This window comes from Pseudomonas asuensis, assembly GCF_014646755.1.
In the GTDB taxonomy this organism is placed as follows: domain Bacteria; phylum Pseudomonadota; class Gammaproteobacteria; order Pseudomonadales; family Pseudomonadaceae; genus Chryseomonas; species Chryseomonas asuensis.
This window is the reverse complement of the sequence record NZ_BMNW01000008.1, coordinates 245,724-270,730: the sequence shown is the minus strand read 5'-3', so window position 1 is coordinate 270,730 and position 25,007 is coordinate 245,724. Positions and strand designations below refer to the sequence as shown.

At 55.8% G+C, this 25,007-nt stretch carries 19 protein-coding genes and 2 pseudogenes; 9 read left to right on the top strand and 12 right to left on the bottom strand.

From position 1 onward, the window contains the following. Positions 1 to 516 precede the first annotated feature (516 nt). The 8 genes and pseudogenes from IEX86_RS17935 to gbca form a co-directional block, all read right to left on the bottom strand. Positions 517 to 936 carry a DUF2141 domain-containing protein gene (locus tag IEX86_RS17935; RefSeq protein WP_188867503.1) on the bottom strand — a complete coding sequence of 140 codons (420 nt, stop codon included), beginning with the start codon at positions 934 to 936 and terminating at the stop codon, positions 517 to 519. Next, on the bottom strand, positions 933 to 1,580 hold the full coding sequence (locus IEX86_RS17930) for an HAD-IA family hydrolase (RefSeq protein ID WP_188867502.1): 648 nt from the start codon (positions 1,578 to 1,580) through the stop codon (positions 933 to 935). Before IEX86_RS17930 ends, IEX86_RS17935 begins: the two co-directional genes overlap by 4 nt. Before the next feature lie 104 nt (positions 1,581 to 1,684). After that, entirely contained in the window at positions 1,685 to 2,461 is a 777-nt protein-coding gene (locus IEX86_RS25935) for a methyl-accepting chemotaxis protein (RefSeq protein ID WP_444544331.1), read from the bottom strand. An 81-nt stretch (positions 2,462 to 2,542) separates the two neighbouring features. Beyond that, positions 2,543 to 3,304: pseudogene (locus tag IEX86_RS25930) on the bottom strand (MCP four helix bundle domain-containing protein); the annotation flags it as partial. A gap of 764 nt (positions 3,305 to 4,068) precedes the next feature. Continuing rightward, positions 4,069 to 4,845: a methyl-accepting chemotaxis protein gene (locus IEX86_RS25800; protein WP_373290463.1), complete on the bottom strand. Its 777-nt coding sequence runs from the start codon at positions 4,843 to 4,845 to the stop codon at positions 4,069 to 4,071. Between the two features lie 78 nt (positions 4,846 to 4,923). Further along, positions 4,924 to 5,691 (bottom strand): annotated as a pseudogene (locus tag IEX86_RS25795) (MCP four helix bundle domain-containing protein); the annotation flags it as partial. Between the two features lie 163 nt (positions 5,692 to 5,854). Beyond that, a complete protein-coding gene (locus IEX86_RS17915) occupies positions 5,855 to 6,430 on the bottom strand; it encodes a DcrB/PsbP domain-containing protein (protein ID WP_188867500.1) in 576 nt (191 codons plus the stop codon). Between the two features lie 212 nt (positions 6,431 to 6,642). Beyond that, the gene (gene gbca / locus IEX86_RS17910; RefSeq protein ID WP_188867499.1) at positions 6,643 to 7,944 is read right to left on the bottom strand and encodes a glycine betaine monooxygenase oxygenase subunit; all 1,302 of its coding nucleotides are present in this window, start codon (positions 7,942 to 7,944) and stop codon (positions 6,643 to 6,645) included. 318 nt (positions 7,945 to 8,262) lie between these two features. Here gbca and gbcB point away from each other — a divergent pair, with 318 nt between their 5' ends. Both gbcB and IEX86_RS17900 read left to right on the top strand, forming a co-directional pair. Further along, the gene (gene gbcB / locus IEX86_RS17905) at positions 8,263 to 9,360 is read left to right on the top strand and encodes a glycine betaine monooxygenase reductase subunit (protein WP_188867498.1); all 1,098 of its coding nucleotides are present in this window, start codon (positions 8,263 to 8,265) and stop codon (positions 9,358 to 9,360) included. A 192-nt stretch (positions 9,361 to 9,552) separates the two neighbouring features. Next, entirely contained in the window at positions 9,553 to 10,845 is a 1,293-nt protein-coding gene (locus IEX86_RS17900; RefSeq protein ID WP_188867497.1) for a sensor domain-containing diguanylate cyclase, read from the top strand. Positions 10,846 to 10,950: 105 nt separating this feature from the next. Here IEX86_RS17900 and IEX86_RS17895 read toward each other — a convergent pair whose 3' ends face one another. Continuing rightward, complete coding sequence (locus IEX86_RS17895) at positions 10,951 to 11,289, bottom strand: hypothetical protein (protein ID WP_188867496.1); 339 nt, start codon at positions 11,287 to 11,289, stop codon at positions 10,951 to 10,953. Positions 11,290 to 11,987: 698 nt separating this feature from the next. Here IEX86_RS17895 and IEX86_RS17890 point away from each other — a divergent pair. Both IEX86_RS17890 and IEX86_RS17885 read left to right on the top strand, forming a co-directional pair. After that, positions 11,988 to 14,390 (top strand): sensor domain-containing diguanylate cyclase, encoded by a 2,403-nt coding sequence (locus tag IEX86_RS17890; RefSeq protein ID WP_188867495.1) that lies wholly within the window; start codon positions 11,988 to 11,990, stop codon positions 14,388 to 14,390. Between the two features lie 73 nt (positions 14,391 to 14,463). Further along, positions 14,464 to 15,984, top strand: a complete 1,521-nt coding sequence (locus IEX86_RS17885) for a sensor domain-containing diguanylate cyclase (protein WP_188867494.1) — start codon at positions 14,464 to 14,466, stop codon at positions 15,982 to 15,984. 196 nt (positions 15,985 to 16,180) lie between these two features. On the opposite strand, the gene IEX86_RS17880 is transcribed toward IEX86_RS17885, so the two are convergent. The 3 genes from IEX86_RS17880 to IEX86_RS17870 all read right to left on the bottom strand — a co-directional run bounded on the left by IEX86_RS17880 (position 16,181) and on the right by IEX86_RS17870 (position 18,896). Beyond that, positions 16,181 to 16,471, bottom strand: a complete 291-nt coding sequence (locus tag IEX86_RS17880) for a PepSY domain-containing protein (RefSeq protein WP_188867493.1) — start codon at positions 16,469 to 16,471, stop codon at positions 16,181 to 16,183. Positions 16,472 to 16,805: 334 nt separating this feature from the next. After that, entirely contained in the window at positions 16,806 to 17,768 is a 963-nt protein-coding gene (locus IEX86_RS17875) for a CHAD domain-containing protein (RefSeq protein WP_188867492.1), read from the bottom strand. A 342-nt stretch (positions 17,769 to 18,110) separates the two neighbouring features. Then, positions 18,111 to 18,896: an ion transporter gene (locus IEX86_RS17870; protein ID WP_188867491.1), complete on the bottom strand. Its 786-nt coding sequence runs from the start codon at positions 18,894 to 18,896 to the stop codon at positions 18,111 to 18,113. A gap of 157 nt (positions 18,897 to 19,053) precedes the next feature. On the opposite strand from IEX86_RS17870, the gene pap reads away from it, so the two are divergent. The 5 genes from pap (at position 19,054) to IEX86_RS17845 (ending at position 25,006) form a co-directional block, all read left to right on the top strand. Then, on the top strand, positions 19,054 to 20,544 hold the full coding sequence (gene pap, locus IEX86_RS17865) for a polyphosphate:AMP phosphotransferase (RefSeq protein ID WP_188867490.1): 1,491 nt from the start codon (positions 19,054 to 19,056) through the stop codon (positions 20,542 to 20,544). A gap of 17 nt (positions 20,545 to 20,561) precedes the next feature. Beyond that, a complete protein-coding gene (locus tag IEX86_RS17860) occupies positions 20,562 to 21,185 on the top strand; it encodes a class I SAM-dependent methyltransferase (protein WP_188867489.1) in 624 nt (207 codons plus the stop codon). Between the two features lie 122 nt (positions 21,186 to 21,307). Beyond that, on the top strand, positions 21,308 to 21,991 hold the full coding sequence (locus IEX86_RS17855; protein ID WP_188867488.1) for a DUF2238 domain-containing protein: 684 nt from the start codon (positions 21,308 to 21,310) through the stop codon (positions 21,989 to 21,991). Between the two features lie 386 nt (positions 21,992 to 22,377). Next, a complete protein-coding gene (gene glyA / locus IEX86_RS17850) occupies positions 22,378 to 23,631 on the top strand; it encodes a serine hydroxymethyltransferase (RefSeq protein WP_188867487.1) in 1,254 nt (417 codons plus the stop codon). Positions 23,632 to 23,755: 124 nt separating this feature from the next. Beyond that, positions 23,756 to 25,006, top strand: a complete 1,251-nt coding sequence (locus tag IEX86_RS17845) for a sarcosine oxidase subunit beta family protein (protein WP_188867486.1) — start codon at positions 23,756 to 23,758, stop codon at positions 25,004 to 25,006. The last annotated feature ends 1 nt before the right edge of the window (position 25,007 follow it).

Here is a 25,007-nt window from a genome sequence, read left to right as displayed (position 1 = left end):
AGCCCTCTATTTCAGCACCGTATGAAGAGCGTGCGCCTCACTGAGTTATCCACCCGATAAAAAGCTAAAAATGCCCTGAAAAGGTGAATGAGCCGTGGGAAGAGCTGTGGATAAGCTGTTGCTGAGGGTTGGTTAACTCATCTGTCAATGACTTGGATGACAAAACTCTGTCATCCAGAAAGGCCACTATTAAGCTATTACAGGTAAATTATAAGACGGTTTAGCCTGTCATTCAGGCAGAGCCCATCCGAAGGGCTCGCTCGCTCAAGCTACACCTAACCGCTTTCCCACAATTACTGTGCGTCTGGCTGTGGACAGCATGTTCGTTAATGTCGCCAGGCCTTGTGCTATGCGGCGCCCAGGCAGTTGCTCATTTATTGATCAATCAATTCAAGAGTGATTTTTCTACTCACTATTACTGTGGTTTCGCTTGTGGATACAGTGTTCATGATTGTCTGGAGGCCACGAGATACAAGGCCTCCAGAAGATTGATCAATTTTTGAACAGTTTTGTCGATCAGCGAAGCTTGATGGTAATGGCCTGAATAGCATCGTTGAGCTCGAAGCGTGTTTCCTCAAACGTGGCCTTACGCATCTTTAGTGGAGGATTCTGGCTGTAGCCATACTGCTCGATCGGCATCCCGATAAAGTTCGTATCGAGCCTCTGGTTGCCGTTGGCATCTCGAATGACCGATACCGCATAGGTGCTGGGCTTCAGATCCTTGAAGGTATGCTGCACCGTGGTCCCTGTAACCGGGATATGGGCGGATGCCACCAGCGGTTTGTCGTTATCCCACGCGTCGGCCGAGTCGAATACGGCTATCAGCAATTCACCTTTGGCCTCCTCGATATCGGTAAAGGTTACGTTAAGATCAGCAGCATGGGCATGGCCTAGTGTCCAGATAAGGCCGAAAACGCAAAGGGGCAAGCGCTTCATGCAAGCTCCGTTGTAGGGTGAGAGACAAGGGTGTAAGTGATAGCGTCGAGGCGCTCGAAAAAGCAGTCGGGTCCGGCTCTGCGTAACGCCTCCGGACTGGCATACCCCCAGCTGACCGCGCCGCAGGCAATGCCTGCCTTGCGCGCCGCCTGAATGTCCCGCAACTCATCGCCAATGCAGATCGTGGCATCGGGCGAGACATTACAGCGGGCAGCTACCTGTTTAAGGCGTGAGCTTTTACCCAGCAGGGGGGCGTTACACTCGACACGGTCCAGATAGCGAGCTGACGGGCCAAGAATGCGCTCGACATTTTCAAGTGAATTGGACGTGACCAGCGCCAACTGCATTCCGGCATGATGCAGGGCCTCCAGCATGGCCGGTACGCCTTCGAAGGGCTGTATGGTATGGCCGCCGTGCGCCATCAAGCGTTGAAAGTGGCGCGCGACACGTGGGATTTTCCACAAGGGAATACCAAAGTAACGCAGCAGCTGACGGGTGTCGTAGCTGCGGATGCGATCAAAGTCGGCCGGGTCGTACCGGTTGAAGCAATGTGCCTGAGCCAGCGTGTCGAGCGACTCGAGAAAAAATGGAAAGCTGTCGGCCAGGGTGCCATCAAAGTCGAAAATGACGAGTTGGTAGCGCATGGGCGGGGCGGCTGGCCGTGATAGGAAAAGAAGAGAGTAGCCGGGGCAGACGCCTGCGACAAATACAACCGGTGCCAAGTGTGATGGCACCGGTTGTATCAGGGTTACAGCGAGAAGCGACGCACCAGACCGTTGAGGTCTACGGCCAAACGAGAGAGTTCTTGTGTCGCAACGCTGGTTTGCTGCGCACCGGCTGCTGTTTGCACCGACAGGTCACGGATGCTGACCAGGCTGCGGTCCACTTCACGAGCCACCTGAGCCTGTTGCTCGGAAGCGCTGGCAATCAGCAGGTTACGGTCGTTGATGTCCGCCACGTTCGATGTGATGGTCGACAGGGCTTCGCCGGCCGCATTGGCTTTTTCCAGTGTGCTGCGCGCACGCTCGGCACTTGCTTGCAAGGCATCTACCGTTTGATCGGTACCCTGCTGGATATTACCGATCATGGACTCGATTTCACGCGTTGACTCACCGGTGCGATGGGCCAGAGCGCGGACCTCATCCGCCACAACCGCAAAGCCGCGGCCGGCATCGCCTGCGCGAGCAGCTTCAATGGCGGCGTTGAGCGCCAAGAGGTTGGTTTGCTCGGCTACAGCACGAATCACATCAAGCACCTTGCTGATGTTACGGGTCTGCTCGGCCAGTTCTTCAGCGCTCTGAGAGGCGCCCAGGACATCGCTGGTCAGTGCCTGAATAGAGTTGATGGCCTCGGTCAGTTGAGTGCGGCCTTGTGCAGCAGACTGGCTGGCAGCTCGGGAGGCTTCTGACGTCGAAACGGCATTGCCAGCAACATCTTCCACCGCAGCGGTCATCTCGTTCACCGCGGTGGCGGCTTGCTCGATCTCATCGTTCTGACGCTGCAGGCCTCGAGTGCTCTCGTCCATGACGGCGTTCATTTCTTCCGCAGCGCTGGAGAGTTGATGGGCAGAATCGTTGATCTGACCAATCGTGGAGCGCAGATTGCTCTGCATGGTGGAAAGGGCGCCCAGCAATTCGGCAGCCTCATCCTGGCCCTTCACTGTAATAACATTGTTCAGATTGCCTCCAGCGATGTGCTTGGCAACCCCAACCGCTTGGCGGATAGGCGTAACAATGCTACTGATCATGATCCAGGCCAATACGCCGGTAATAGCAAGGGCTGCCAGAATCACCAGAACCGATACCCACTGGACGTGCCCATACAGCGTACTGGCTACGGTGCCGGATTTGCCTGCTTCGTCGAGATTATATTGCTGCGCTTTTGACAGACTCTCAGCCAGACTACGGCCTGCAGTTATCATCTTTTCTGCTACGAGCTGACGCGCCTGTTCTATTTGCTGCTGTGCTACCAACCCCTGAAGGGTAACAACACCTGCCATGTAGTCCTTGTAGTGAGCTTGGACTTCATTGAACAACTGGCGATCTTCTTCAAGGAAAATGGTTTTTTCATAGGCTACTAACTGAACTTGCACATCAGCAGCCAGTTTTTCGATCAGGGTATTCGATGTTTTTAAGGTGGCCGGATCGCCATTGGTAATGAGCCGTAGCGCTTCAAGGCGAATGGTGCCGATATTGATTGCTATCTTATCAACACTGGCCAACCCCGGTAGCCAGCTCTGCTCGATTTCACCCCCTGCTTCGCGAATCTTGGACAGTTGGGTCAAGTTGAATGTACCCAATGCCAGCAGGAGCGCAGCGATGACGCCAAAGCAGAGCAAGGTTCGATGGGCGATCTTTAGATTTCTCATAACAAGCTCTCCTGACAGGCACAATCAACAACGTACCTAGACAGTGGGATAAGGGGGTATGACGAGACTTATCGGAGCGGTTTGTTATTTCTGGAGGCTCAGATGATCAACGGTTGGCATGAGGTTGCTACAAAAGATGAATCGGTTCATCTGTAACCGAGCCGAGCCCTTGAGAATGACAAGCCCTAGGCCCTGGGTGGCTGTCATGATCGTGTGGCTTAGCGTAGGGCGAAACTGCCCCTAGAGGCTTCAACAAGCAGTCAAGAAGTTTGCTTTAGTCGCGCAAGTCCGGGCGGTTTTTTCATGGGTGTTTGGTAATGCTTGCCCGCTTTTCTAGTTGATGAAGTGATTCGTGCCAGACTTATAAGCCTATGGCTATAGGCTCCGTGATAAGCCTTGGCATTGATAGCTAAACTCGTTTCTTTAATGAACGTGTATAGCTCTATTGATTGGCATCACAGACCTGTTTAGAGCTTCATATCGTGGTCACTCTACCCGCTAGTATTTGAGAGTGAACATTTGATGCAAAGGTCTACAAACATAGGCCTTTGCATGCTGTGTACTCATAACCACAGCGGCATTCGCCAGGGGCAGGCATGGATTGTTTAAGTCCCCAGACGTCACTCCGCAACGTTCAGCCATTCGCACCATGCCAAAAGGCGCTGATGCTTATCCCGCTTTACTGAGTAGACAACGAAACGGGATAGCGGAAAGAGGTTGGTTTGAAGCGAGGGAGCCGGGAACATCCGGCCCCCTTGTCATAATTACAGCGAGAAGCGGCGCACCAGACCCTTAAGGTCTACGGCAAGGCGGGAGAGTTCTTGTGTCGCAACGCTGGTCTGCTGTGCGCCGGCTGCCGTTTGCACCGACAGGTCACGGATGCTGACCAGGCTGCGGTCTACTTCACGAGCCACTTGAGCCTGTTGCTCGGAAGCGCTGGCAATCAGCAAGTTACGGTCGTTGATGTCAGCCACGTTCGATGTGATGGTCGACAGGGCTTCGCCGGCCGCATTGGCTTTTTCCAGTGTGCTGCGGGCACGCTCGGCACTTGCTTGCAAGGCATCTACCGTTTGATCGGTACCCTGCTGGATATTGCCGATCATGGACTCGATTTCACGCGTTGACTCACCGGTGCGATGGGCCAGAGCGCGGACTTCATCCGCCACAACCGCAAAGCCGCGACCGGCATCGCCTGCCCGAGCGGCTTCAATGGCGGCGTTGAGCGCTAGGAGGTTGGTTTGCTCGGCTACAGCACGAATCACGTCAAGCACCTTGCTGATGTTGCGGGTCTGCTCGGCCAGCTCTTCAGCGCTCTGAGAGGCGCCCAGGACATCGCTGGTCAGTGCCTGGATAGAGTTGATGGCCTCGCTCAGTTGGGCGCGGCCCTGTTGAGCTGAGTGACTGGATGCCTGCGATGCTTCGGAGGTGCTGATAGCATTGCTGGCAACGCCTTCTACTGCCGATGTCATCTCGTTCACCGCAGTGGCGGCTTGCTCGATCTCATCGTTCTGGCGCTGCAGGCCGCGAGTAGATTCCTCCATGACGGCGCTCATTTCATCAGCAGAGGAGGATAGCTGAGTAGCCGAGTCGCTGATCTGCCCAATGGTCTGACGTAGATTGGCCTGCATGGCGGCCAATGCCTGAAGCAGCTCTGCCGTTTCGTCCCGACCCTCAGCTTTTACGTTCTGGCTGAGGTCGCCACTGGCGATCTGCTTGGCAACGGTGACCGCCTGACTAACCGGCTTGACGATACTGGCGGTTAGCAATAGCGCCAACACGACCGTAACGACTACCCCCAGTACGATAATGCCAACTACGATCATCTGGGCATGCTGATAGCTTTCAGCTGCAGCCTGACCGGCTATGGCAGCCGACTCCTGATTGATCTTTTGCAGCAATAGATTCTGGTCGTTAACAATAGCACCACGGGGTGCCAGTTCAGCATTGATCAACTTGTTGGCTGAGGGTATGTCTTCTTTGGCCACAAACGTTTGAACACTCGCCAGGATGCTCATGTACTCCTGAAACGTTGTCTTGAGCGTATCGACTGCCTTACGCTCCTGGTCACTGGACAAGAGCGTTTCGTATTTCTGGAATGACTCCTTGATCTTTTCGCTCAGTGTAACGATGGTCTGGTTGCTCTTGGCTTGAACGGCCTTATCCGGATTTGCTACCAAGCGCAGTACTTCGACGCGAAGGCGTGTGATGTTCAAGGCAATTTCATCGGCCGTTGCAAGGCTCGGCATGGAATTGTTTTCGATGACTTGTCCGGCATGGCGGATTTCAGCCATTTGCATCAGGTTGGAGATGCCAAGGATGACTAGCAGCAGGGCTACCGCACCAAAACTCAAAAGGGTTCGGTAGGAAATCTTCAAATGTTTGAACATGATTGGTCCTGTTGAAAAGAGAAAGGCAGACGGTCCTTCGCTCTGTAAGGGATGCCTTCGTATCGGACACAATCACAAATGCTTAAGGGTAGCAGTCGACTGGAAACTGACTGTTTACAAAGAGATAGAAAGAAATAGCCGCTTGCAGCAGCCCTGGTACAGATCAGTGATCGCCTAGAACGCGCTGTACCAGTGCACTGTGGGCGGCCTCGTCTTTTCGGTCGGACAAGAGCTGGACAACGGCAACCCGGGCATCGGCTTCGGCAATAAAGGCGGTGCTGCGCATGGGCGTACCGTTCATGACTGACGTGGTATCCAGCTGCTGCACGGTCAGGCCATCGTGTTTGATTGTCTTTTCCTTGAGCACCTTGAATGTGCTCCCACTCAACTTTTGCCGCGCATAGAAATCAGCCTTGACCTTGGCAAGCAGGGCTCGGCTATTCGCCTTTTGATCGGTCGGGGCAGGGGTCTCAGCCATAACAATCAGTTGTTGGTTAGCCTTGTTGATGTACAACGCACCCCGTGCTGAGGGGTCTTTGGCAGCAGTGCTGGGCGGTAGAGCGCTGATCTCAAAGCCTTTGGGTAACGACAGTTTCAGCTGATCATTCAGCAGGGAGATACGGTGGCTAGGCGCTGCCTGGGAAGTCATGTTCTCGCTGGCTGCCTGGGCCGGTAGGGCTGTGAGGCCGAATAGAAGGGCGGCCGAAACCAGGGCTATTTTCAGGCTGTTGTTGTTCATGTCGTATCCTTGCTGGAGAGCGTTGAGTCCTTTAAAGGCCGAAAGGCTGTAGCCGGTACGGCCAACGACTGGCTGGATTATTTCATGGCAACAGGCCTGCATTGGGCTATGCCTTCCTGAAGCGTGCAGCGCTTGGCAGTTGAAATTGCAACGGATTTTGACCGGGCAAAAGAAACCCCGCCGAAGCGGGGTTAGGATAGAAACTTGCTCAGTCAGCCATCGGCGGCCACCTGTCGCAGATGGGATACAGGCTGCTGCTCCTCGCCCAGGTTGACCAGCAGGCGTTCGCTATACCAGTCAATGAAGTTAATGACGCCAAATTCGTAGGTCTGTGAATACGGGCCGGGCTGGTAGGCCTTGGAGTTGATGCCGCGCTGATTTTCCTCGGCAAGCATTCGGTCCTGTTGGTTGGTGGCATCCCAGACCTTGCGCAGATTTTCCACCTCATAATCGACGCCCTCTACCGCATCCTTGTGCACCAGCCACTTGGTGGTAACGACAGTCTGTTGAGCACTGATTGGCCAGACAGTGAACACGATCAGGTGATCTCCCATGGCATGATTCCAAGAGTGTGGAAGGTGCAGAATGCGCATGGAGCCAAGCTCCGGGTTCTTGATCCGCCCCATCAACTTCTTGCAGCCGGGCTTGCCGTCCAGGGTCATGGAAGCGGTGCCTTTGAGCAGCGGCATACGCACAATACGGTTACGCAGCCCAAAGCTTGCGTGAGCATACGGGATCTGTTCGGCCTCCCAGGCAGCTGCGCTTTCGGCTACGTGATCCTTGAATGCCTGGTTGGCGCGTGGATCGGTCACGTCGTCCCATTCCAGTAGGGTTTTAAGCAGCTCCGGGTGCGAGCCATTGCAGTGGTAGCACTCTCGGTTGTTTTCGAGCACCAGCTTCCAGTTGGCGGCTTCCATCAGGTCCGTACGGGCCACGACCTTGGTGTTCTCCATGTCGTACGGCTCCATGTAATGGTCGAGCGTACGCAGGAAGTCATCGATGGCGGGGGGCTCGTCGGCCAGGCAGATAAAGATATATCCGCCCGCGGTTTTCACATGCACCGGCTTCAGGTTGAAGTCCGCCATGTTGAAATCGGTCCCCATTTCTGTACCGGCAAACAGCAGGCGGCCGTCCAGCTCGTAGGTCCATTGATGATAGGGGCATACCAGCTTGGCGACCTTGCCTTTCTCGCTGACGCACAGGCGAGAACCGCGGTGGCGGCAAACATTATGGAAGGCATGGATCTTACCTTCGGCACCGCGCACCACCATGACAGGGTTATCACCAATTTGCAGGGTAAGGAAATTACCTTTGGCAGGAATTTCACACGTCATTCCGGCAATCAACCATTCCTTGCCGAAAATTTCCTGCATGTCGATCTGAAACAGCCGCTCATCGTTATAGAACGGCTGCGGCATTGAGTAAGTGCGTTCACGGGTACGCAGCATTTCAGCGGTAGCCTTGCGAGCCCACTCCAGCGGGTCGCCCAAACTCAGGGGGTAGGTAACGTCCATCGGTATCCTCATGCGACGGCTTACAGGCGCGTCGGCAAAAAAGTGGCTGACAGGGTTTAACGCAAGGCAATTCGGAGAGCCTGTCCGACGCTTTCCGTGTGGTTGGTGAAATCAGTGTGGGGCTGCGTCTGGACGAGACCTTATCTACGCGCGACATGACCGAATCATTTCCCGACGCGGCAAGTCCCGTGACCGCTGGGCTGGTCGCTCTAAGCATGCCGATGTCGCTGGCAGGTAAGTGCCGACGAAAGGGCCTCTCCACAATCGGCCCATCACCGCCTGATGATGCGGCGGGTTTCCATGCGTGAGGGCACGTGCATGAATAATTTCCTGAATCCGGTTACTACCCAGACCTGGGCCAACGGTCGCCATGCGGTACGTTGCGTTAAGGCGATTCAGGAAACATGGGATGTGCGAACCTTTTGCTTCATGGCTGATGTGCCCCTGATGTATTTTTTCAAACCCGGGCAGTTCGTGACGCTGGAGCTTGAGATCGACGGTCAGCAGGTGATGCGCTCCTATACGATTTCCAGCTCGCCCTCAGTGCCTTATAGCTTCTCGATTACGGTCAAGCGTGTCCCTGGCGGCAAGGTATCGAACTGGCTGCATGACAACCTGCGTGAAGGACAGGAGCTTGCGGTGCATGGACCGGTGGGGCTGTTCAACGCCATTGACTACCCGTCCGACAAGGTCCTGCTGCTCTCCGGTGGCGTAGGTATCACACCGGTGATGTCCATGGCCCGCTGGTTCTTCGACACGAACGCTAACGTGGACATGGTCTTCGTTCACAGTGCCCGTACGCCTAAGGACATCATCTATCACCGCGAGCTGGAGCATATGGCCTCGCGCGTCTCGAATTTCTCACTGCACCTGGTTTGCGAGCGGAGCGATTTGGGAGAGGCCTGGGCAGGGTATCGAGGGTTTTTCGACCGGCGCATGCTAGAGCTGATGGCCCCGGACTTTCGCGAGCGTGAGGTGTTTTGCTGTGGCCCGACACCGTATATGAATGCCGTAAAGATTATGCTGCGCGAGCTCGGCTACGACATGGCGCGCTATCACGAAGAGTCATTTGGCGCGACGCCGGCCGATGTGAAGGAAGAGGTGCTTGAACAGGCCGGCCTTGCAGCCGATACGCCTCCGGTCCCATTGGCGGATCAGTGTGAGGTCTCGTTCACTGGCAGTGGCATGAGTGTTCGTGTCGGGCCGGGAGAAACCGTGCATGGGGCTGCGGCCAAGCTGGGATTGCACATACCCAAGGCATGTGGCATGGGCATCTGTGGAACCTGCAAGGTCTTCAAGACCCGTGGCTCGGTTGTCATGGAGCATAACGGCGGCATTACAGAAGACGATGAGGCCGAAGGCTATATCCTGTCCTGTTGCAGCGTCCCGCAGGGCGATGTTGAAATCGATTTTTAATCATTCTACCGGTAGGGATGTCGACATGAAGCATGTCCGCTTCCCGCCTGTTGTCGATGATCGTGCTTACTTCCTTCCGGTTACTCATCGGTCCGTCAAAAAGGGATATCAACTTACCGTAGGCTGTGTCGATACAGGTGTATAAGACGTGTCCTATTGGGGGGTGCGTCAGCCACCAGACCGCTACCTGTCATGACTTTCGCTGCGCTCACTTCCGATAGAGAGTCTCAACTCCGAGGCCTGCTCGATGCTATACAAGAGTTCATTGTCCTCAAGGATGGAGAGGGACGCTGGCTGATCACAAACAAGATCGTGCTTGATACCTATCATCTGCAAGGCGTTGACTACGTTGGCAAGACCGATATGGAGCTGGCGTTGATTCGGCCAGAGCTGCATGACGCCTTTATCTACAACATACAGACCGACGAACAGGCCTGGCAAAAGAAGGCAACGCTGCGTATCCAGAAATCCTTTATGGGACTGGACGGCCGCATCAATACGTGGGAAGTGATCAAGACACCCACCTTTGATGAAGCGGGTAACCGGCATCAGCTGGTGATTGTCAGCCGAAACATTACTGAACGTCGTATTGCTGAACAGGCACTTGAAACCAGCGAACAGCGTTATCGGCTGATTGCTGACAACATGTTCGATATCATCGGTGTATTCAAGCCGGAGGTGGGCATTGAGTATGTCTCACCGTCCTTTGAGCATGTCTTGGGACATCGGGCTGCCACCTACCTGGGTAGCGACCTGTTCGAGCTGATTCATCCTGACGATAATGACCCTCTGCGACGCGCATTTCGGTTGCTTCTGGATGGCACTGCCTCGCATACGACCATTGAGTGCCGCTGTCTTCATGCACAGGGGCATTACATCTGGTTCGAAGCGAACCTCTCTAGTACCTACACGGCCGAAGGCAGGCTGGATAACGTCGTCTTTTCCTGCCGCGATATATCGACACGTAAGGCCTACAATGAGCACCTGCAAGCACTGGCCTATCATGACCCTCTGACGGGTGCCCCTAACAGACGATTCCTGATGGATCAGGCTCAGCTCATGATCGACCGGGTATCTGCCGGTTCAACGTTTGCCGTGCTGTATCTGGATCTCGACCGGTTCAAGCCCATCAATGATGAAATGGGCCACGAGGTGGGTGACGAGCTACTGACCCAGTTTGCGTGCAGGCTCAGGCAGCACTTGCGTACTGATGACGTGTACGCCCGTATCGGTGGGGATGAGTTTGTAATCGTGTTGGCTCATGTGAACGAAGCCCAGGCCGTAACAATAGCCGAACGGCTGTGCCTGGTCTTACAGGAACCATGGTCACTGCCTTGCGGGGAGCTCAAAACCACCTCATCCATTGGCGTGGCGCTCTATCCCGATGCAGGGCTGTCTGTACATACCCTGTTGCGCCATGCTGATGAGGCCCTGTATCAGGCCAAGCGGGCGGGGCGAGCCTGCATTATGGTTCATAAAAAGTAGGCGCAAAGGAGTGCGCGGCCTTCAAAGCCTGCAAGCAGTACGGGATAAAAAAGGATGGTAAAGCAGCAGGGCAGGCGTCGCTTGGCAAGGCCTGCCCTTAAACGGTTAAGCGTCGCAAAGGGCGCGCATACCGTTGACGGTCATTTCGAGGTGCTGCTCCAGACGTTCCAGCTCAGCCTGCAATGGCTCAGGAAACGGATGGCAATCCAGCGCCTGGGTAATCAGGGTGCTCATCAGGACGAAGAAGGCGAGTACTTCTTCCGGGTCGGAATTGGCATTCAGGCGCGAATAGCGGGCTTGTTCCGAGGCATAGTTGGTCTCAGCGACATCGAACTTGCGCAGTACTGCGCCTAGCCACTTGGTCGAATGCACACAGAACGGCGTGCCCTGATAGGCTTCCGGCTGGCGTTGCTCGTACTGCTGTTGGGTGTTGTGTGTATTCATGATGTGTATATGCTTCTAAAGGCTAACAAGGCTCAGCAAACTGGGTGACGCAAACTAACTGGACGGTATTAACGGTCCGTCGAATTCCTGCCACCTAAGGCTCATGCCTGAGCATTTTCAGTTGGCTTCATCAGCTCAATCAGCTTGATCGTTGTATCGGCGCCTCTAAAAAAAACATGAGTACGCAGGCGCAACTGGCGGATGGACGATCATCTGCCATTAGCCTTGCCGATTGATGGCTATTTGCCAATAAGAAGCGACGTAGGGTAGTGAAACGGTTGGCATCCTGCTACTGCTTTCTGATCACGTTATGTGACAGCGGCAAGAAAAACAGGCTAAACGGCTTGCGTTAGCAGGTGAGATGATTCAGCAAGAGGGAAAGGGTTTTGGCGGGCAACAAAAAACCCGCCTAAGCGGGTTTTCTGGCTGACCTTACTCAACATCCTGTCAAGCTGCCATCCTGGCCTGGTCACTCATCCTTGATCTACCTGAGCGCTTCCTGCGCTGCAGTCCGATGTGTGTAGATTACGCAGAAGATGCTTTTACTCATAGAGCCGATTACTGCACATACGTGTAAGCCTTTGGCTATACCTGTAGTACCCGTCGATATCTCAAGGGGTCACCTTAAACTCCGTCGCTTTCTGCCGATATGAAGACAAGGTTACTGCCTGTCCACCGCCTGCTTTCGATGAATGATCATGTCTCGATCCTCGTTTTCCCTGTGGCTTACCCAGCGCTCTCTCATATTGGTTTCCAGTGTGGCGGCCCTGGGGCTTACCGTGACGCTGTCGTCCTGGCACATCCTGCGGGGTTCGGAGCAGGAGGCTGCCCATGAGCGTTTTTCCCGTGGCGTCTTGGAAATCACCCGTGAACTCGATGGAGCCATGGCACGCTATGAGCGTCTGTTGCGCGCAGGAAGCAGTCTGTTCAATGCAGGTGACGATATTTCTCGCCAGGAGTGGCATCAGTTTGCTGAAAACATGCGGCTTGAAGAGGATTATCCGGGGATGCAGGGCTTTGGTTTTGCTCCGCTGATTAACGCTCACGATAAAGACATATTTGAGGCGCGCGTTCGCAAGGAGGGTTTCCAGGGCTATGAGATCAGGACGGAAGGCGCACGTGAGGCGTTTATTCCTGTCCTTTACATCGAGCCTTTTATGGGGCGCAACTTGAGAGCATTCGGGTTCGACATGTTTTCCGAGGCGAATCGACGAGCTGCTGCCGAGCAGGCCCGTGACTCAGGCCAGGTAAGCCTGAGTGGAAAGGTTGTACTCAAACAGGAAACCGAGAGCCCCCAGGCCGGTACCCTGATGTTCATACCGTCCTATCTCAATAACATGCCGACCGAGACGGTTGAGCAGCGGCGCAAGGCTCTGAGGGGGTTCGTTTTCGCGCCGTTCAGAATGGACGACTTGATGACGGCTGCCTTGAGAGATCATGCCGATGAGCTGGCATTTGAGATCTACGACGGTAAGGAGCCTTTGGCGGCTAATCGCTTATATTCAAGGCGTATGGAGCTGGTAAATGCCCTGCCTGGCTATGTACCTCACTTCGAAGCCGTCCGTCATATAGATGTAGCCGGGCGGCAGTGGACACTGCGTTTCGCTACCTTACCCGTCTTCGAGACAGCAGCTCCTGCCAGCCGCGCGCAGGTTGTGTTGTTCAGCGGCCTGGGGCTTACCTTGCTGCTCTGTATCCTGGTGGCGTCGCTGGCCACTATGCGTGTTCGTGCCGAACAACTGGCAGACCGCATGAGCCGTGCCTATCGCGAAAGCGAGGCGCGAATTCGCTCCATTATCGATGGCGCAGCCGAGGGCATTGTGATCACTGAAAGCGATCCGGCCATGACCATCCTGAAAATCAATTCGGCGGGTGAACAGATGCTGGGGCTGCCAGCGACCGAGGCCAACGGGCGCTCTTTGGCGCACCTGTTGAGCATGACTGGCAACAGCATTTTGCATGATCTACGCGAGGGGACAGCCAGCAGCGTATGGCTCGATACACAGTACGAGGCGGCGAAGGGGCAATGGCGCAGCCTGAGCGTTGCCATTACGGTTGCTGAGCAGGATAGCATTCAACGCCTGATCGTCCTTATCAGTGACCAGACCGCTCTGCATCAAGCGCGGCAACAGGCCTTGATGGCAGGTGCGCTGAACGAAGCGATTCTACTGCACTCGCCGTTCTGCATCTTCTCGACCGATCCGGAGGGCCGCCTGCGCACCGTCAATCCTGCCGGTGAGCGGTTGCTTGGCTACTCACGGACGGAGCTGGTCGATACGCAATACATCAGCGATCTGCTCGATACCAATGAGTATTCCATGAAGGCGGAGCAATTGAGCCAGGCGCTGGGCCGCACCGTGACCGAGTGGGAAAGCTTTGTCAGGCTGGCGCAGGAGCGGCCTGAAGAAGAGCATGAGTGCGGCTTTGTCTGCCGTGGCGGAGTACGGATACCCGTTAATCTCGCGGTTACCGCATTGCGTGATCAGGCAAATCAGATCACGGGTTACCTTGGCATTGCCTACGACATTACCGAACGCAAGCGGGCCGAGGAGCTGATGCGCTACCAGGCTCTGCATGACAGCTTGACCGGATTGCCCAACCGCACGCTGATGACCGACCGGATGAGCGTGGCCATTGAGCGGGCCAAGCGAAACCAGGAGGTCTTGGGCGTCATGTTGATGGACCTTGACCGCTTCAAGGAAATCAATGACACCCTGGGGCACGACGTGGGTGATGAAGTCCTCAAACAGGTTGCGCATCGCTTGAAGAACGCTGTTCGCCAGAGTGACACGGTGGTCCGCCTGGGTGGCGACGAGTTTGTCATACTGCTCGGTGATTTGAGGCGGATAGAGGATGCCAGTAATGTTGCTACAAAGATCCTGAAAGCCATTGAGGCCGACCTGATTATCGGGCCACACCGATTTTACTTGTCGACCAGTATTGGCATTGCGCTTTATCCCGAACAGGGCGCTGATCTGGATGAGCTACTCAAGAATGCCGATCGGGCCATGTATGAAGTCAAGCGGCGCGGCAAGAAAGGGTTTGCGCTGGCGCAGATCTCGTCAATGCCAAGAGATGAAATAAAGGGGCGGCTTGTCTAACGACCTTTGGCTATGATTGGAGCACAGCGGCGAGTCTAGTCGCCGCGACAAGAAGATCATAAGGATAGCAAGCATGCCAGACCCCCACGAGATATCGAGGAGGGCCAGTCGATGGCCATCGCAGCGTCTCGCGCTCGGCTTCGTGATTCTCGTCTGCCTATCCATCTTCTCCCTGGATATCTGGCAGGCCTTGCGGGGGCGAACCGAGCGGCTCCAGGAGGCTGAGGTCACAACCTCCAACCTGGCGCGTTCCTTGGCGCAACATGCCGATGATACGGTTGAAGAAGTCGATATCGTTCTGGCCGGCATCGCCGAGCGACTGGCCTGGGATGGCATCGAAGGTACTAACCGGGCCCGCATGAAGGCTTGGTTGCAGGATCGGATCCATGCACTGCCACAGCTACACGGATTGTTCATCTACGACCAGGACGGGCGCTGGATTGTTACCTCGAATGCTCAAGATCCGGTAAATATAAATAATGGTGATCGGGAATATTTCGCTTATCACCGTACCCACAAAGACCTGGGCCCACACATTGGGCCAGTCATTCGTAGCCGTACTACCAATGAACTGGTGATCCCTGTCTCCCGGCGGATCAACCGCCCGGATGGGCGCTTTGCTGGGGTCGCATTGGCGACGCTTAGGGTCGAGTATTTCAACCGTTTCTATGATGACTTCGACACCGATCAGCAGGGGGCTATCTTTCTTGCACTCCATGATGGAACCATTCTGATTCGCCGTCCCTTTGACGAAGCCCTGATCGGCAAGAGCCTGGCCAAGGGACGCATCTTTAGTGAACTGTTGCCGGCTTCATCTGCCGGGACGGGCATGGTGAAATCCATTGTGGATGGGGTCGAGCGGATGTCGGCCTACCGCAAGCTGGACAAATACCCCTTGGTCGTCATGGCGGCTGTCTCTAAGGAGGCGGCACTGGCGTCCTGGTATAAGGACATGAGTCGATCCTTCATCTCTGGCATCCTCCTCATTGCGGTTGCAGGGTTTGGTCTGGCCCTGATCAGGCAGATCCGAATCGACCTGGAGGCGGAGCGGGCGCTGCGTGAGTCACACCATGCATTAGAAAAAATGGCCATGGAGGATAGCCTCACGGGGCTTGCGAACCGGCGCCAGTTCGAGATGGCCCTCAAGGCCGAAATCAGCCGCGCTCGGCGCACGCAGTCACCGCTTGGCATCATCATGATCGATATCGATCACTTCAAGCGCTACAACGACTTGTATGGCCATCCGGCAGGGGACGAATGCCTCAAGGCTGTGGCCGAGGCGGTACTGTCCTGTACCCGGCGCGCCGTTGATCTGGCGGTGCGCTATGGCGGTGAGGAGATTACAGTGCTGCTCCCCGGTACGGACGATGCAGGCACTCATCGGGTAGCGGAAAACATGTTAAACGCCGTTCGTAATCTGGCAATCCTGCACGAGGGTAATGAAAATGGCCGTATCGTTACGATTAGTGCGGGTGTCTTCAGTTGTGTACCCAAGGGGCGCGGGGCGAGCAGCCAGCATCTGATCAAGTCGGCTGATGAGGCGCTTTATGCTGCGAAGGCCGCCGGACGCGACCGAGTCCATCCTCCGGCTTAGTACCCTTTCAAATCACTGAATGGGTAGCGGAGTGGAGTTGGAGCGCTACCCTTTGCTGTTGCAGTAGCCAGGCTTGCAGCGCTTACGGTTTCTGAGCTTTCCATGAGAGGAATACGCCTCGTGAAGAGAGCGGCTAGAGACAAGTCTCAGCCCTGCATCAAGACTGGGGTCTCAAGCAGGGCTGGCGAGCAGCAGATCAATCGATCGTCTTGCGGCCTACTTCTTCACGATCGATTTCTTCCTGAATGATGTTGCCGGTGCGTGGATCAGCGCGGAAACGATATTTCTCCGAATTGAGCTTGAGGCCCTTGCCTACCCATTCGCCATTTTCGGCATCCAGGCGGCTGACAGCGGTGTATCCGCTTTCGATGATCTTGGCCTCGACCTCTTTCTTGGGCATCCAGTCCGAACCGGGTTGATCGGCCCAGGCAAAGCCGGTGCCGGCAACCGACAGCAATAAACCTGCAATCATGTGTTTCGCTTTCATGGCACATACCTCAAAGGAATAGGGGGGATGGCCGCCGCACGGGCTGGCACGTCTTGTCCAGCATGCGTCATGCACTAAATGTTCTGAGCCGTGAACAATCAATCAGTTTTGCAAGATCAAAAAGGGGTATGCGCTATCGCCCCTTCACGTGCTAAACCGGAGATCGCGCTCTGAACACTAGCTTCGAAGCGCACCGATAAAGACAAGTTCCAAGCACAATTGAAGGAAATCTGCTCATTAATGTTGCGAAATTTGCAGAAGAGGGCAGGAGAGTGTCTAGCTCGGGCTAAAGCAGCTACTCGCTGCCTCGGCCCGATCGGAAGGGTTAACTCGATTATGCCGAGACTGGCTCAACCAGGTAGGGTAAGAGACCGGCTGGCTTATGCTTCTTGGCTTTTTTGGACTTTTCCGGTGCAGCCGTAACGTTCCACAGGTTTTCCCAGTGTTCCAATAGCGCAGCCGGTTTATCCACATAAATGCGCTGCCCCAGTTCCAGCGCCTTGGCCTGCAACTGAATCCGATGGGCAAGAATGCTTTCGTTAATAGCCTGGCGGGTGCTGAGTGCACCAAATAATTCAGGTTCCTGCTCAAGCAGGAGTTGCATGACGGCCAGGTCATGGTCATCGCCCAGGTAGGCGGAGAGTTTTTCCAGGCACTTCTGGCGTGACTTGAAGTGTTCCGGCCAGGCATCCATCAGCAGCTGGGTATGATACCAATGATCCTTCACACGCTTGCGCCACTCGTGCAGGGTTTCGTCGGTTGCATTGTTTTGGACAACCTTGAGTGCCGCCCGGCCATCTTTGTAGGTCTTGAGGATTCCGCTTTCCAGCAGGCTGAAATCTTTACCTTTCAACTTCCAACCGGAAACCTTGTGCTTGGCCTCTTCCAGCGCTACAACGAGGTCAGCGTGGGAGCCGGCCGTCTCACTCTGGGACGTCTTTTCAGCCCGCTCGACGAGACGGCCTCTGACACGCTTCATGGCCGGTGAGTTGAAGCGCTTGCGGTTTTCTTCCGTCAGCGCATCCCAACTTTCAATGACGGCGGTAGCATCACGCAGACTTGACAGGCCCTGGCCAAGATCACGGAAGCGAATATTCTGGGCTGTGAAAACTTTTTTGCCTAACGGCTCGCGTACCAGTCTAAGCACAGCGCGTATTTCCTTCAGCCGCTTACGGGCGTTATGCACACCCTTGGCCGAGCCTGCGTTCAAGGATTCCTGGGCTCTCTCTATCCGTTCAATCACTACACGGCGGATCTCATCATCAACCCGCTTACGCGCTTGAATACGAAACGACATTTCCCTCTCCTGTAAGGACTTAGGTGCTCAGCTGAGCATATCGCCTCCGAGAGTATCGGGGGCGTTGCTGGCGAACCAGTGGCGTCAATCAATCTTCATCAAATTGTCATATAAGCCTGACATTACTGAAACATTTGTCTGCGTGCTTCGCGCCAGCCAAGCGGTGGGTTCAGTAAAAGAGGAGTGGGAAAGAGAAGGATTAGTTCGGTCGTAGAGCGTGCGACAGATCAGGTTTCGTATGATCTGGCGCTTGGGCCAAAGCCTCGTAAAGCAGATACCAGCTAAGCGGGCGCCTGTTCTGATTCAGCATTCGAGGCGCCGTCGATTCATGCTTGAATAGTATTACTTTTCTTTGCTGGATACCTGCATATCGGTTGGCTGAATGGCGTTCAGCTCCTGGCGCAGGCCTCTTACTTCTTCGTGCAGCATGTCCACCTTTGCCATCAGGGTGCGCATCATCTCGCGGTCAGCATTCTGCTCGTGGGCGTCCTGCTCATCTTTGTCACTCAGAACCAGCGAGCCGATGTACGCCGCAAAACTACCAAACAAACCTACACCCCCCACCATCAGCATGACGGCCACGACGCGGCCCAGGGTGGTAACGGGATAAAAGTCGCCATAGCCCACGGTTGTGACCGTTACGAAGGCCCACCAAAGAGCCTCTTCAGCTGTATTGATGGAGCTTTCGGGGTTAGGCGCTTCGACCATGAGCATCGTAATGGCGCCAAAGGCCACCAGAAGCAATGTTGCCGTGGCTGCCGAAGCAACAATGCCTTCAGCACGATTACGGAACAGTAGCCGCCAGATCATGGCCAGCGATTTGATCGCGCGAAGGATGCGCAGGATCTGAACCACGCGAACCAGCTTGGCCCCCTGAAAGCCTGCTGCAGGAATACATGCCAGCAAATCCAACCAGCCCCAGCGCATGAAATGCCATTTATTAGGCGCTGCGTGAAAGCGTAAGCAGAAATCGATGAAGAAGAATACGCAGACCCCGTTATCCAGGTAGCCCAGCAACTCAGAGACTTCGGGGGGCAGGGCAAAAAACAGGTCCGCCACCAATGAGCCCAGTACATAGAATGACAGGACCAGTATCAGCAGTTGAAAAGGCGTGATGTGTTCTTTCATGGAGCGTCCGGTAATTACGGTGTCTTGGGGTATGAGTCGATAGACTCGTTAAAGTAGCATTCAATTGAGCCGAACGACCCGCATCGCTTGGGTTCCAATACAGAACAATTACTGTGCAATACGCGCTTGAAGGGCTGGGCTGACAGGGGAGAGCCGCATGTTTGAATCCGCCGAAACCGATCATGTTATTGACAAGGAAACCTACGAAGCGGCTGTGCCAAAGCTGCGTCAGGCGCTGTTGGACGCGCAGTATAAACTCAAGGAGCAGGGTCGGTTTCCGGTCATCCTGTTGATCAATGGTGTAGAAGGGGCGGGCAAGGGCGAAACGGTCAAGTTGTTGAGCGAATGGATGGACCCCCGCCTGATTCAGGTTGAGTCCTTTCTTGAACGCACTGAAGATGAGCATCTGCGTCCGCCTGCCTGGCGTTACTGGCAGCGCCTGCCACCCAAGGGACGGATCGGTATCTTCTTTGGCAACTGGTACAGCCAGCTCCTGCATGGGCGCGTGGAAAAGCGCATCAAGTCAGCCGAACTGGAGGAGGGCATCGGCGAGGCCGAGCGTCTGGAGCGCATGCTCAGCGATGAAGGCGCCCTGATCCTGAAGTTCTGGTTTCACCTGTCCAAAAAACAGCTCAAGCATCGTCTCAAGCTCCTCAAAGACGATCCGCTGCACAGCTGGCGGATCAGCCCTCTGGACTGGCAACAGTCCCGTACCTACGACAAGTTCGTTGAGCACGGTGAACACGTGTTGCGGCGCACCAGCCGTGATTACGCGCCTTGGTATGTAGTGGCCGGCTATGACGAGAATTACCGCAGCCTGATGGTAGGTAACATACTGCTGGAGGCACTAAACGCCGCGCTTGAGCGAGACGCAAAGCCGTCCCGCAGCTCGCATACCGCACCGCTGCCGCCCAACCTCGACGGGCGTGGGGTGTTGAGCAGCCTGGATATGTCCCAGTCGCTCAGTAAAGACGATTACAAGGAGCAGCTGATTGCCGAACAGGCGCGTCTGGCAGGGCTTGTGCGGGACAAGCGCTTCAAGCGTCATGCGCTGGTTGCCGTGTTCGAAGGGAATGATGCGGCCGGCAAAGGCAGTACGATCCGCCGGGTAACCGGCGCACTCGATCCTCGGCAATATCGCATTATTCCGATTGCCGCACCTTCCGAGGAGGAGCGTGCACAACCCTATTTATGGCGCTTCTGGCGGCACATTCCACGGTTGGGAGGCTTTACGGTCTTTGATCGATCCTGGTATGGCCGTGTGCTGGTGGAGCGAGTAGAAGGGTTTGCCAGCGAAGCGGACTGGCTCAGGGCCTATAGCGAGATCAATGATTTCGAAGAGCAGCTGACAGATGCCGGTATTGTGCTCGTCAAGTTTTGGCTGGCCATTGACTCGGACACGCAGCTCAAGCGTTTCAAAGAGCGGGAAGAAACGCCTTTCAAGCGCTTTAAGATCACTGAGGAAGACTGGCGCAATCGTGATAAGTGGGACCTGTATAGCGCAGCCGTCGAGGACATGGTGGCGCGTAACAGTACCGAAATTGCGCCTTGGACCCTTATCGAAGCCAACGACAAGCGCTTCGCTCGGGTTAAGGTATTGCGTACCATCAACGATGCGCTGGAAGCGGCGTTTAAACGAGACCGTTGATTGAACCGGACAACACCATGACCTTGCCTGATGAACTCGAAAAGATCACTGCCCTGACGCTGGTGGACTATGATCAGACGGCCGAGCGTTTTCGCGAGGGCACACGCGATCATGATGTCAGCCAGAATATCGAGGCGCTACTCAGGCATTTGGAGGGTGAAGCACCGCAGCGTATTCTGGATTTTGGCTGCGGTCCCGGCCGGGACTTGAAGACTTTTACACAGCTAGGGCATTCCCCTGTCGGGATCGATGGATCCGCCGAGTTCGTGGCCATGGCCCGCGCTGATTCGGGATGCGAGGTCTGGCATCAGAACTTTCTTGCCCTGGATCTTCCTCTAGGGCATTTCGATGGGGTATTTGCCAACGCCACGCTATTTCATGTCCCGTTCAGCGAGTTGCCACGCATACTCAAGGCGTTGCATACCACACTCAAGCCGCGTGGCGTGTTGTTCAGCTCCAATCCGCGAGGTGACAACCGCGAAGGCTGGAATGGTCGACGCTATGGTGCATACCACGACTTCGAAAGCTGGAAGCGTTATCTGACTGACGCAGGATTCGCCGAACTGGAGCATTATTACCGGCCTGCCGGCTTGCCTCGGGACCAGCAGCCCTGGCTGGCGTCGGTCTGGCGCAAGGTATAAACGTAACGTAACGAATTGAGTCTGCCACCGACCCAACGGAGGCTCCCTGCGGTCTACCGTCCTGTAATGCGGTCTGCTTCTCGCAGACTGGCCTGACTGCAGAAAGACGTAAGGCGGATGGAATGACTCAACATAAATGGCTGCTTCGATCGCTCGTCCTCATCGTCTGTGCGGCACTGGTCGCCTCCGGCATCGCACCCTATGACCGCACGACATGGCTGATGGAAATCTTTCCAGTGCTAATTGTGCTGCCGCTCCTGATCACAACGCATGAGCGTTTCAGCCTTACGCCGCTGCTGTACATCCTGATTACCATTCACGCGCTGGGCCTGATCGCGGGCGGCGCCTACAGCTACGCCCGCGTACCCTTGGGCGGTTGGATTCAGGACTGGCTCGACATGGACCGCAACCCCTACGACAAACTCGGCCACTTCATGCAAGGTTTTGTGCCTTGTCTGCTGGCTCGGGAAATCCTGATCCGTGGGCGGCATGTGTCTGGCTATAAGATGTTGGCGTTTCTTTCCGGCTGTGTAGCCGTGGCGGTAAGCGCCGTCTACGAGATGATCGAGTGGTGGGCCGCGCTGGCGCTGGGCCAGGGCGCGGAAGAGTTTCTGGGGACGCAAGGCTATGAATGGGATACCCAGTCCGACATGTTTTATGCACTGATCGGCGCCACCGTGGCCCTCGTAACCTGCTCGCGGTTGCAGGATCGTCAGATCAGCCAGCTCAACGCCCAAGGGCAAGCCTCATCCACCAGTCGTCCACCCCTTGAGCATCCTGCTCATCAACACAAGCAGGCCCCCTAGGCCTGTTGGCTATCGTATCGGCAGTAACGTAGGCCCCATTAAAAGATGTCTTGTTATGGGCAATGGCCGCATCCGTTTCTTGTATGCATCCGGACGTCCCTAGCGATCTTAAGAGCCCACCTGAATATCCTTTGTTGAGGCTTAGGAGAAGGGCGCTTTAGCTCCGGTGGTGTGATCAATGTTGACCTATAAATCGGATGGCGCCCTAACGGCAATTTGAAAGCGATCAGCGCCTTTCAAATCATGAACATAAAGGCAATGTCGCAAACGCACCGTCTTGTGGCGTGAACAGGCATTCCGCTGTACAGCCCCAGCCCTACCATCATCTCTAGGGAACAGCCATTGATGGCCATATCGGCCTTCCGCTGCGCTGCAGGAGAGACACGATGTTTACCAAGCAAGACCGCATCCAGGGTTACGACGACGCCTTGTTCGCCGCGATGAGTGAGGAAGAGCGCCGCCAGGAAGCCCACATCGAATTGATCGCCTCAGAGAACTACACCAGCCAGCGGGTGATGGAAGCGCAGGGCAGCGGGCTGACCAACAAATATGCCGAAGGCTACCCGGGCAAGCGCTACTACGGTGGTTGCGAGTTCGTCGATAAGGTCGAGCAGTTGGCCATCGAGCGGGCCAAGCAGCTCTTTGGTGCCGACTATGCCAATGTTCAGCCGCACTCTGGCTCCCAGGCCAACGCGGCGGTCTTCCTGGCTTTGCTGCAAGCGGGTGACACAGTGCTGGGCATGAGTCTGGCTCATGGGGGACACCTGACCCATGGTGCCAAGGTCAGCTTTTCCGGAAAGCTCTATAACGCGGTGCAATACGGACTGAATCCCGCCACAGGCCTGATCGATTATGACGAGATTGAGCGCCTGGCCGTCGAGCATCAGCCGAAAATGATCATTGCCGGTTTTTCCGCCTACTCGAAAACGCTCGATTTTCCACGTTTCCGTGAGATTGCCGATAAGGTCGGTGCCTATCTGTTCGTTGACATGGCTCATGTGGCGGGGCTGGTTGCGGCGGGCCTGTACCCTAATCCCATCCCGTTTGCCGATGTGGTCACCACTACAACCCACAAGACCCTGCGTGGCCCTCGCGGTGGGCTGATTCTGGCGAAAGCCAACGAGGAGCTGGAGAAAAAATTCAATTCCGCCGTCTTCCCGGGAGGCCAGGGCGGCCCGCTGATGCATGTGATCGCAGCCAAAGCGGTGTGCTTCAAGGAGGCGCTGGAGCCTGGGTTCAAGGCCTATCAGCAGCAGGTCATCCACAATGCCCAGGCCATGGCCGCGGTGTTTATCAAGCGCGGCTATGACGTGGTCTCCGGCGGGACGGATAATCATCTGTTCCTGGTCAGCCTGATCAAGCAGGGCATGACAGGCAAGGATGCCGACGCCGCCCTGGGGCGCGCCGGTATCACGGTCAACAAGAACGCCGTGCCCAATGATCCTCAGTCGCCCTTCGTGACCTCCGGCCTGCGAATCGGCACCCCGGCCGTGACCACACGTGGACTGGGTGTGGCCCAGTGCCAGGAGCTGGCTGGGTGGATCTGCGACATCCTCGATCACCTGGGCGATGCCGATGTGGAGGCGCATGTGGCTGAGCGTGTAGCCGGGCTCTGCGCGGATTATCCCGTCTACCGCTAATTAGCCCTTCATAAGGTAGGTTGGCAGGCGCGTAACCCACCCCTGTTCGATTGAGTCAGCTAGCCATAGGCCACCCTACGAAAATCCTCATTCATGCGTGGGGACAGGTTCAGGAGTCAAACAGATGCAGCGCTATTCCGGTTTCGGCCTTCTCAAGCATTCCCTCAGCCATCATGAAAACTGGCAACGCATGTGGCGCACGCCAACCCCCAAGCCGGTGTATGACGTAATTGTCGTAGGCGGCGGTGGTCATGGTCTGGCAACGGCCTATTATCTGGCCAAGGAACATGGCGTCAAAAACGTTGCGGTGATCGAAAAGGGCTGGCTGGGCGGCGGCAATACCGCGCGCAACACCACCATCGTACGGTCCAACTACCTGTGGGACGAATCGGCTCACTTGTATGAGCATGCGATGAAGCTATGGGAAGGGCTCTCGCAGGACCTGAACTATAACGTCATGTTTTCGCAGCGCGGCGTCTACAACCTGTGCCATACGTTGCAGGACATGCGCGAGGCCGAGCGCCGCGTCAGTGCCAACCGCCTGAATGGCGTAGACGGTGAACTGCTCGACGCCAAACAGGTGGCTGAAGAAGTGCCTTACCTCGACTGCAGCAAGAACACCCGTTACCCAATCATGGGCGCGACGGTACAACGCCGGGGCGGGGTGGCCCGTCACGATGCGGTGGCCTGGGGTTTTGCCCGCGCAGCTGATGCACTGGGCGTAGACCTGATCCAGAACACCGAGGTCATTGGCTTTCGTAAGGAAAATGGCGCAGTTATTGGCGTCGAGACCAATAAGGGCTTCATTGGCGCCAAGCGTGTTGGCGTCGTTACAGCCGGCAACTCCGGGCACATGGCCAAGCTAGCCGGTTTTCGTCTGCCGGTAGAATCCCATCCCTTGCAGGCACTAGTGTCCGAGCCGCTCAAGCCGGTGATCGACAGCGTGATCATGTCCAATGCAGTCCATGGCTATATCAGTCAGTCGGACAAGGGCGATCTGGTGATCGGCGCCGGTATCGATAGCTATGTCGGCTATGGTCAGCGCGGCTCATATCCGGTCATCGAACACACCCTGCAAGCCATCGTCGAGATGTTCCCAATCCTCTCCCGTGTGCGGATGAATCGCCAGTGGGGAGGCATCGTCGACACCACGCCTGATGCCTGTCCGATCATCTCCAAGACGCCGGTAGAAAACCTGTTTTTCAACTGTGGCTGGGGCACTGGTGGGTTCAAGGCTACCCCCGGCTCCGGCAACGTCTTCGCCGCTTCGCTCGCCAAAGGGGACATGCACCCGTTGGCGGTTCCGTTCTCCATCGACCGTTTCCATACCGGCGCGCTCATCGATGAGCATGGCGCGGCGGCTGTCGCGCATTAAG

What these genes read in the sequence shown, in the direction of transcription:
- IEX86_RS17935 (WP_188867503.1), bottom strand. Translation starts at nt 936, where the DNA reads ATGAAGCGCTTGCCCCTTTGCGTTTTCGGCCTTATCTGGACACTAGGC.
- IEX86_RS17930 (WP_188867502.1), bottom strand. Translation starts at nt 1,580, where the DNA reads ATGCGCTACCAACTCGTCATTTTCGACTTTGATGGCACCCTGGCCGAC.
- IEX86_RS25935 (WP_444544331.1), bottom strand. Translation starts at nt 2,461, where the DNA reads ATGGACGAGAGCACTCGAGGCCTGCAGCGTCAGAACGATGAGATCGAG.
- IEX86_RS25800 (WP_373290463.1), bottom strand. Translation starts at nt 4,845, where the DNA reads ATGGAGGAATCTACTCGCGGCCTGCAGCGCCAGAACGATGAGATCGAG.
- IEX86_RS17915 (WP_188867500.1), bottom strand. Translation starts at nt 6,430, where the DNA reads ATGAACAACAACAGCCTGAAAATAGCCCTGGTTTCGGCCGCCCTTCTA.
- gbca (WP_188867499.1), bottom strand. Translation starts at nt 7,944, where the DNA reads ATGGACGTTACCTACCCCCTGAGTTTGGGCGACCCGCTGGAGTGGGCT.
- gbcB (WP_188867498.1), top strand. Translation starts at nt 8,263, where the DNA reads ATGAATAATTTCCTGAATCCGGTTACTACCCAGACCTGGGCCAACGGT.
- IEX86_RS17900 (WP_188867497.1), top strand. Translation starts at nt 9,553, where the DNA reads ATGACTTTCGCTGCGCTCACTTCCGATAGAGAGTCTCAACTCCGAGGC.
- IEX86_RS17895 (WP_188867496.1), bottom strand. Translation starts at nt 11,289, where the DNA reads ATGAATACACACAACACCCAACAGCAGTACGAGCAACGCCAGCCGGAA.
- IEX86_RS17890 (WP_188867495.1), top strand. Translation starts at nt 11,988, where the DNA reads ATGTCTCGATCCTCGTTTTCCCTGTGGCTTACCCAGCGCTCTCTCATA.
- IEX86_RS17885 (WP_188867494.1), top strand. Translation starts at nt 14,464, where the DNA reads ATGCCAGACCCCCACGAGATATCGAGGAGGGCCAGTCGATGGCCATCG.
- IEX86_RS17880 (WP_188867493.1), bottom strand. Translation starts at nt 16,471, where the DNA reads ATGAAAGCGAAACACATGATTGCAGGTTTATTGCTGTCGGTTGCCGGC.
- IEX86_RS17875 (WP_188867492.1), bottom strand. Translation starts at nt 17,768, where the DNA reads ATGTCGTTTCGTATTCAAGCGCGTAAGCGGGTTGATGATGAGATCCGC.
- IEX86_RS17870 (WP_188867491.1), bottom strand. Translation starts at nt 18,896, where the DNA reads ATGAAAGAACACATCACGCCTTTTCAACTGCTGATACTGGTCCTGTCA.
- pap (WP_188867490.1), top strand. Translation starts at nt 19,054, where the DNA reads ATGTTTGAATCCGCCGAAACCGATCATGTTATTGACAAGGAAACCTAC.
- IEX86_RS17860 (WP_188867489.1), top strand. Translation starts at nt 20,562, where the DNA reads ATGACCTTGCCTGATGAACTCGAAAAGATCACTGCCCTGACGCTGGTG.
- IEX86_RS17855 (WP_188867488.1), top strand. Translation starts at nt 21,308, where the DNA reads ATGACTCAACATAAATGGCTGCTTCGATCGCTCGTCCTCATCGTCTGT.
- glyA (WP_188867487.1), top strand. Translation starts at nt 22,378, where the DNA reads ATGTTTACCAAGCAAGACCGCATCCAGGGTTACGACGACGCCTTGTTC.
- IEX86_RS17845 (WP_188867486.1), top strand. Translation starts at nt 23,756, where the DNA reads ATGCAGCGCTATTCCGGTTTCGGCCTTCTCAAGCATTCCCTCAGCCAT.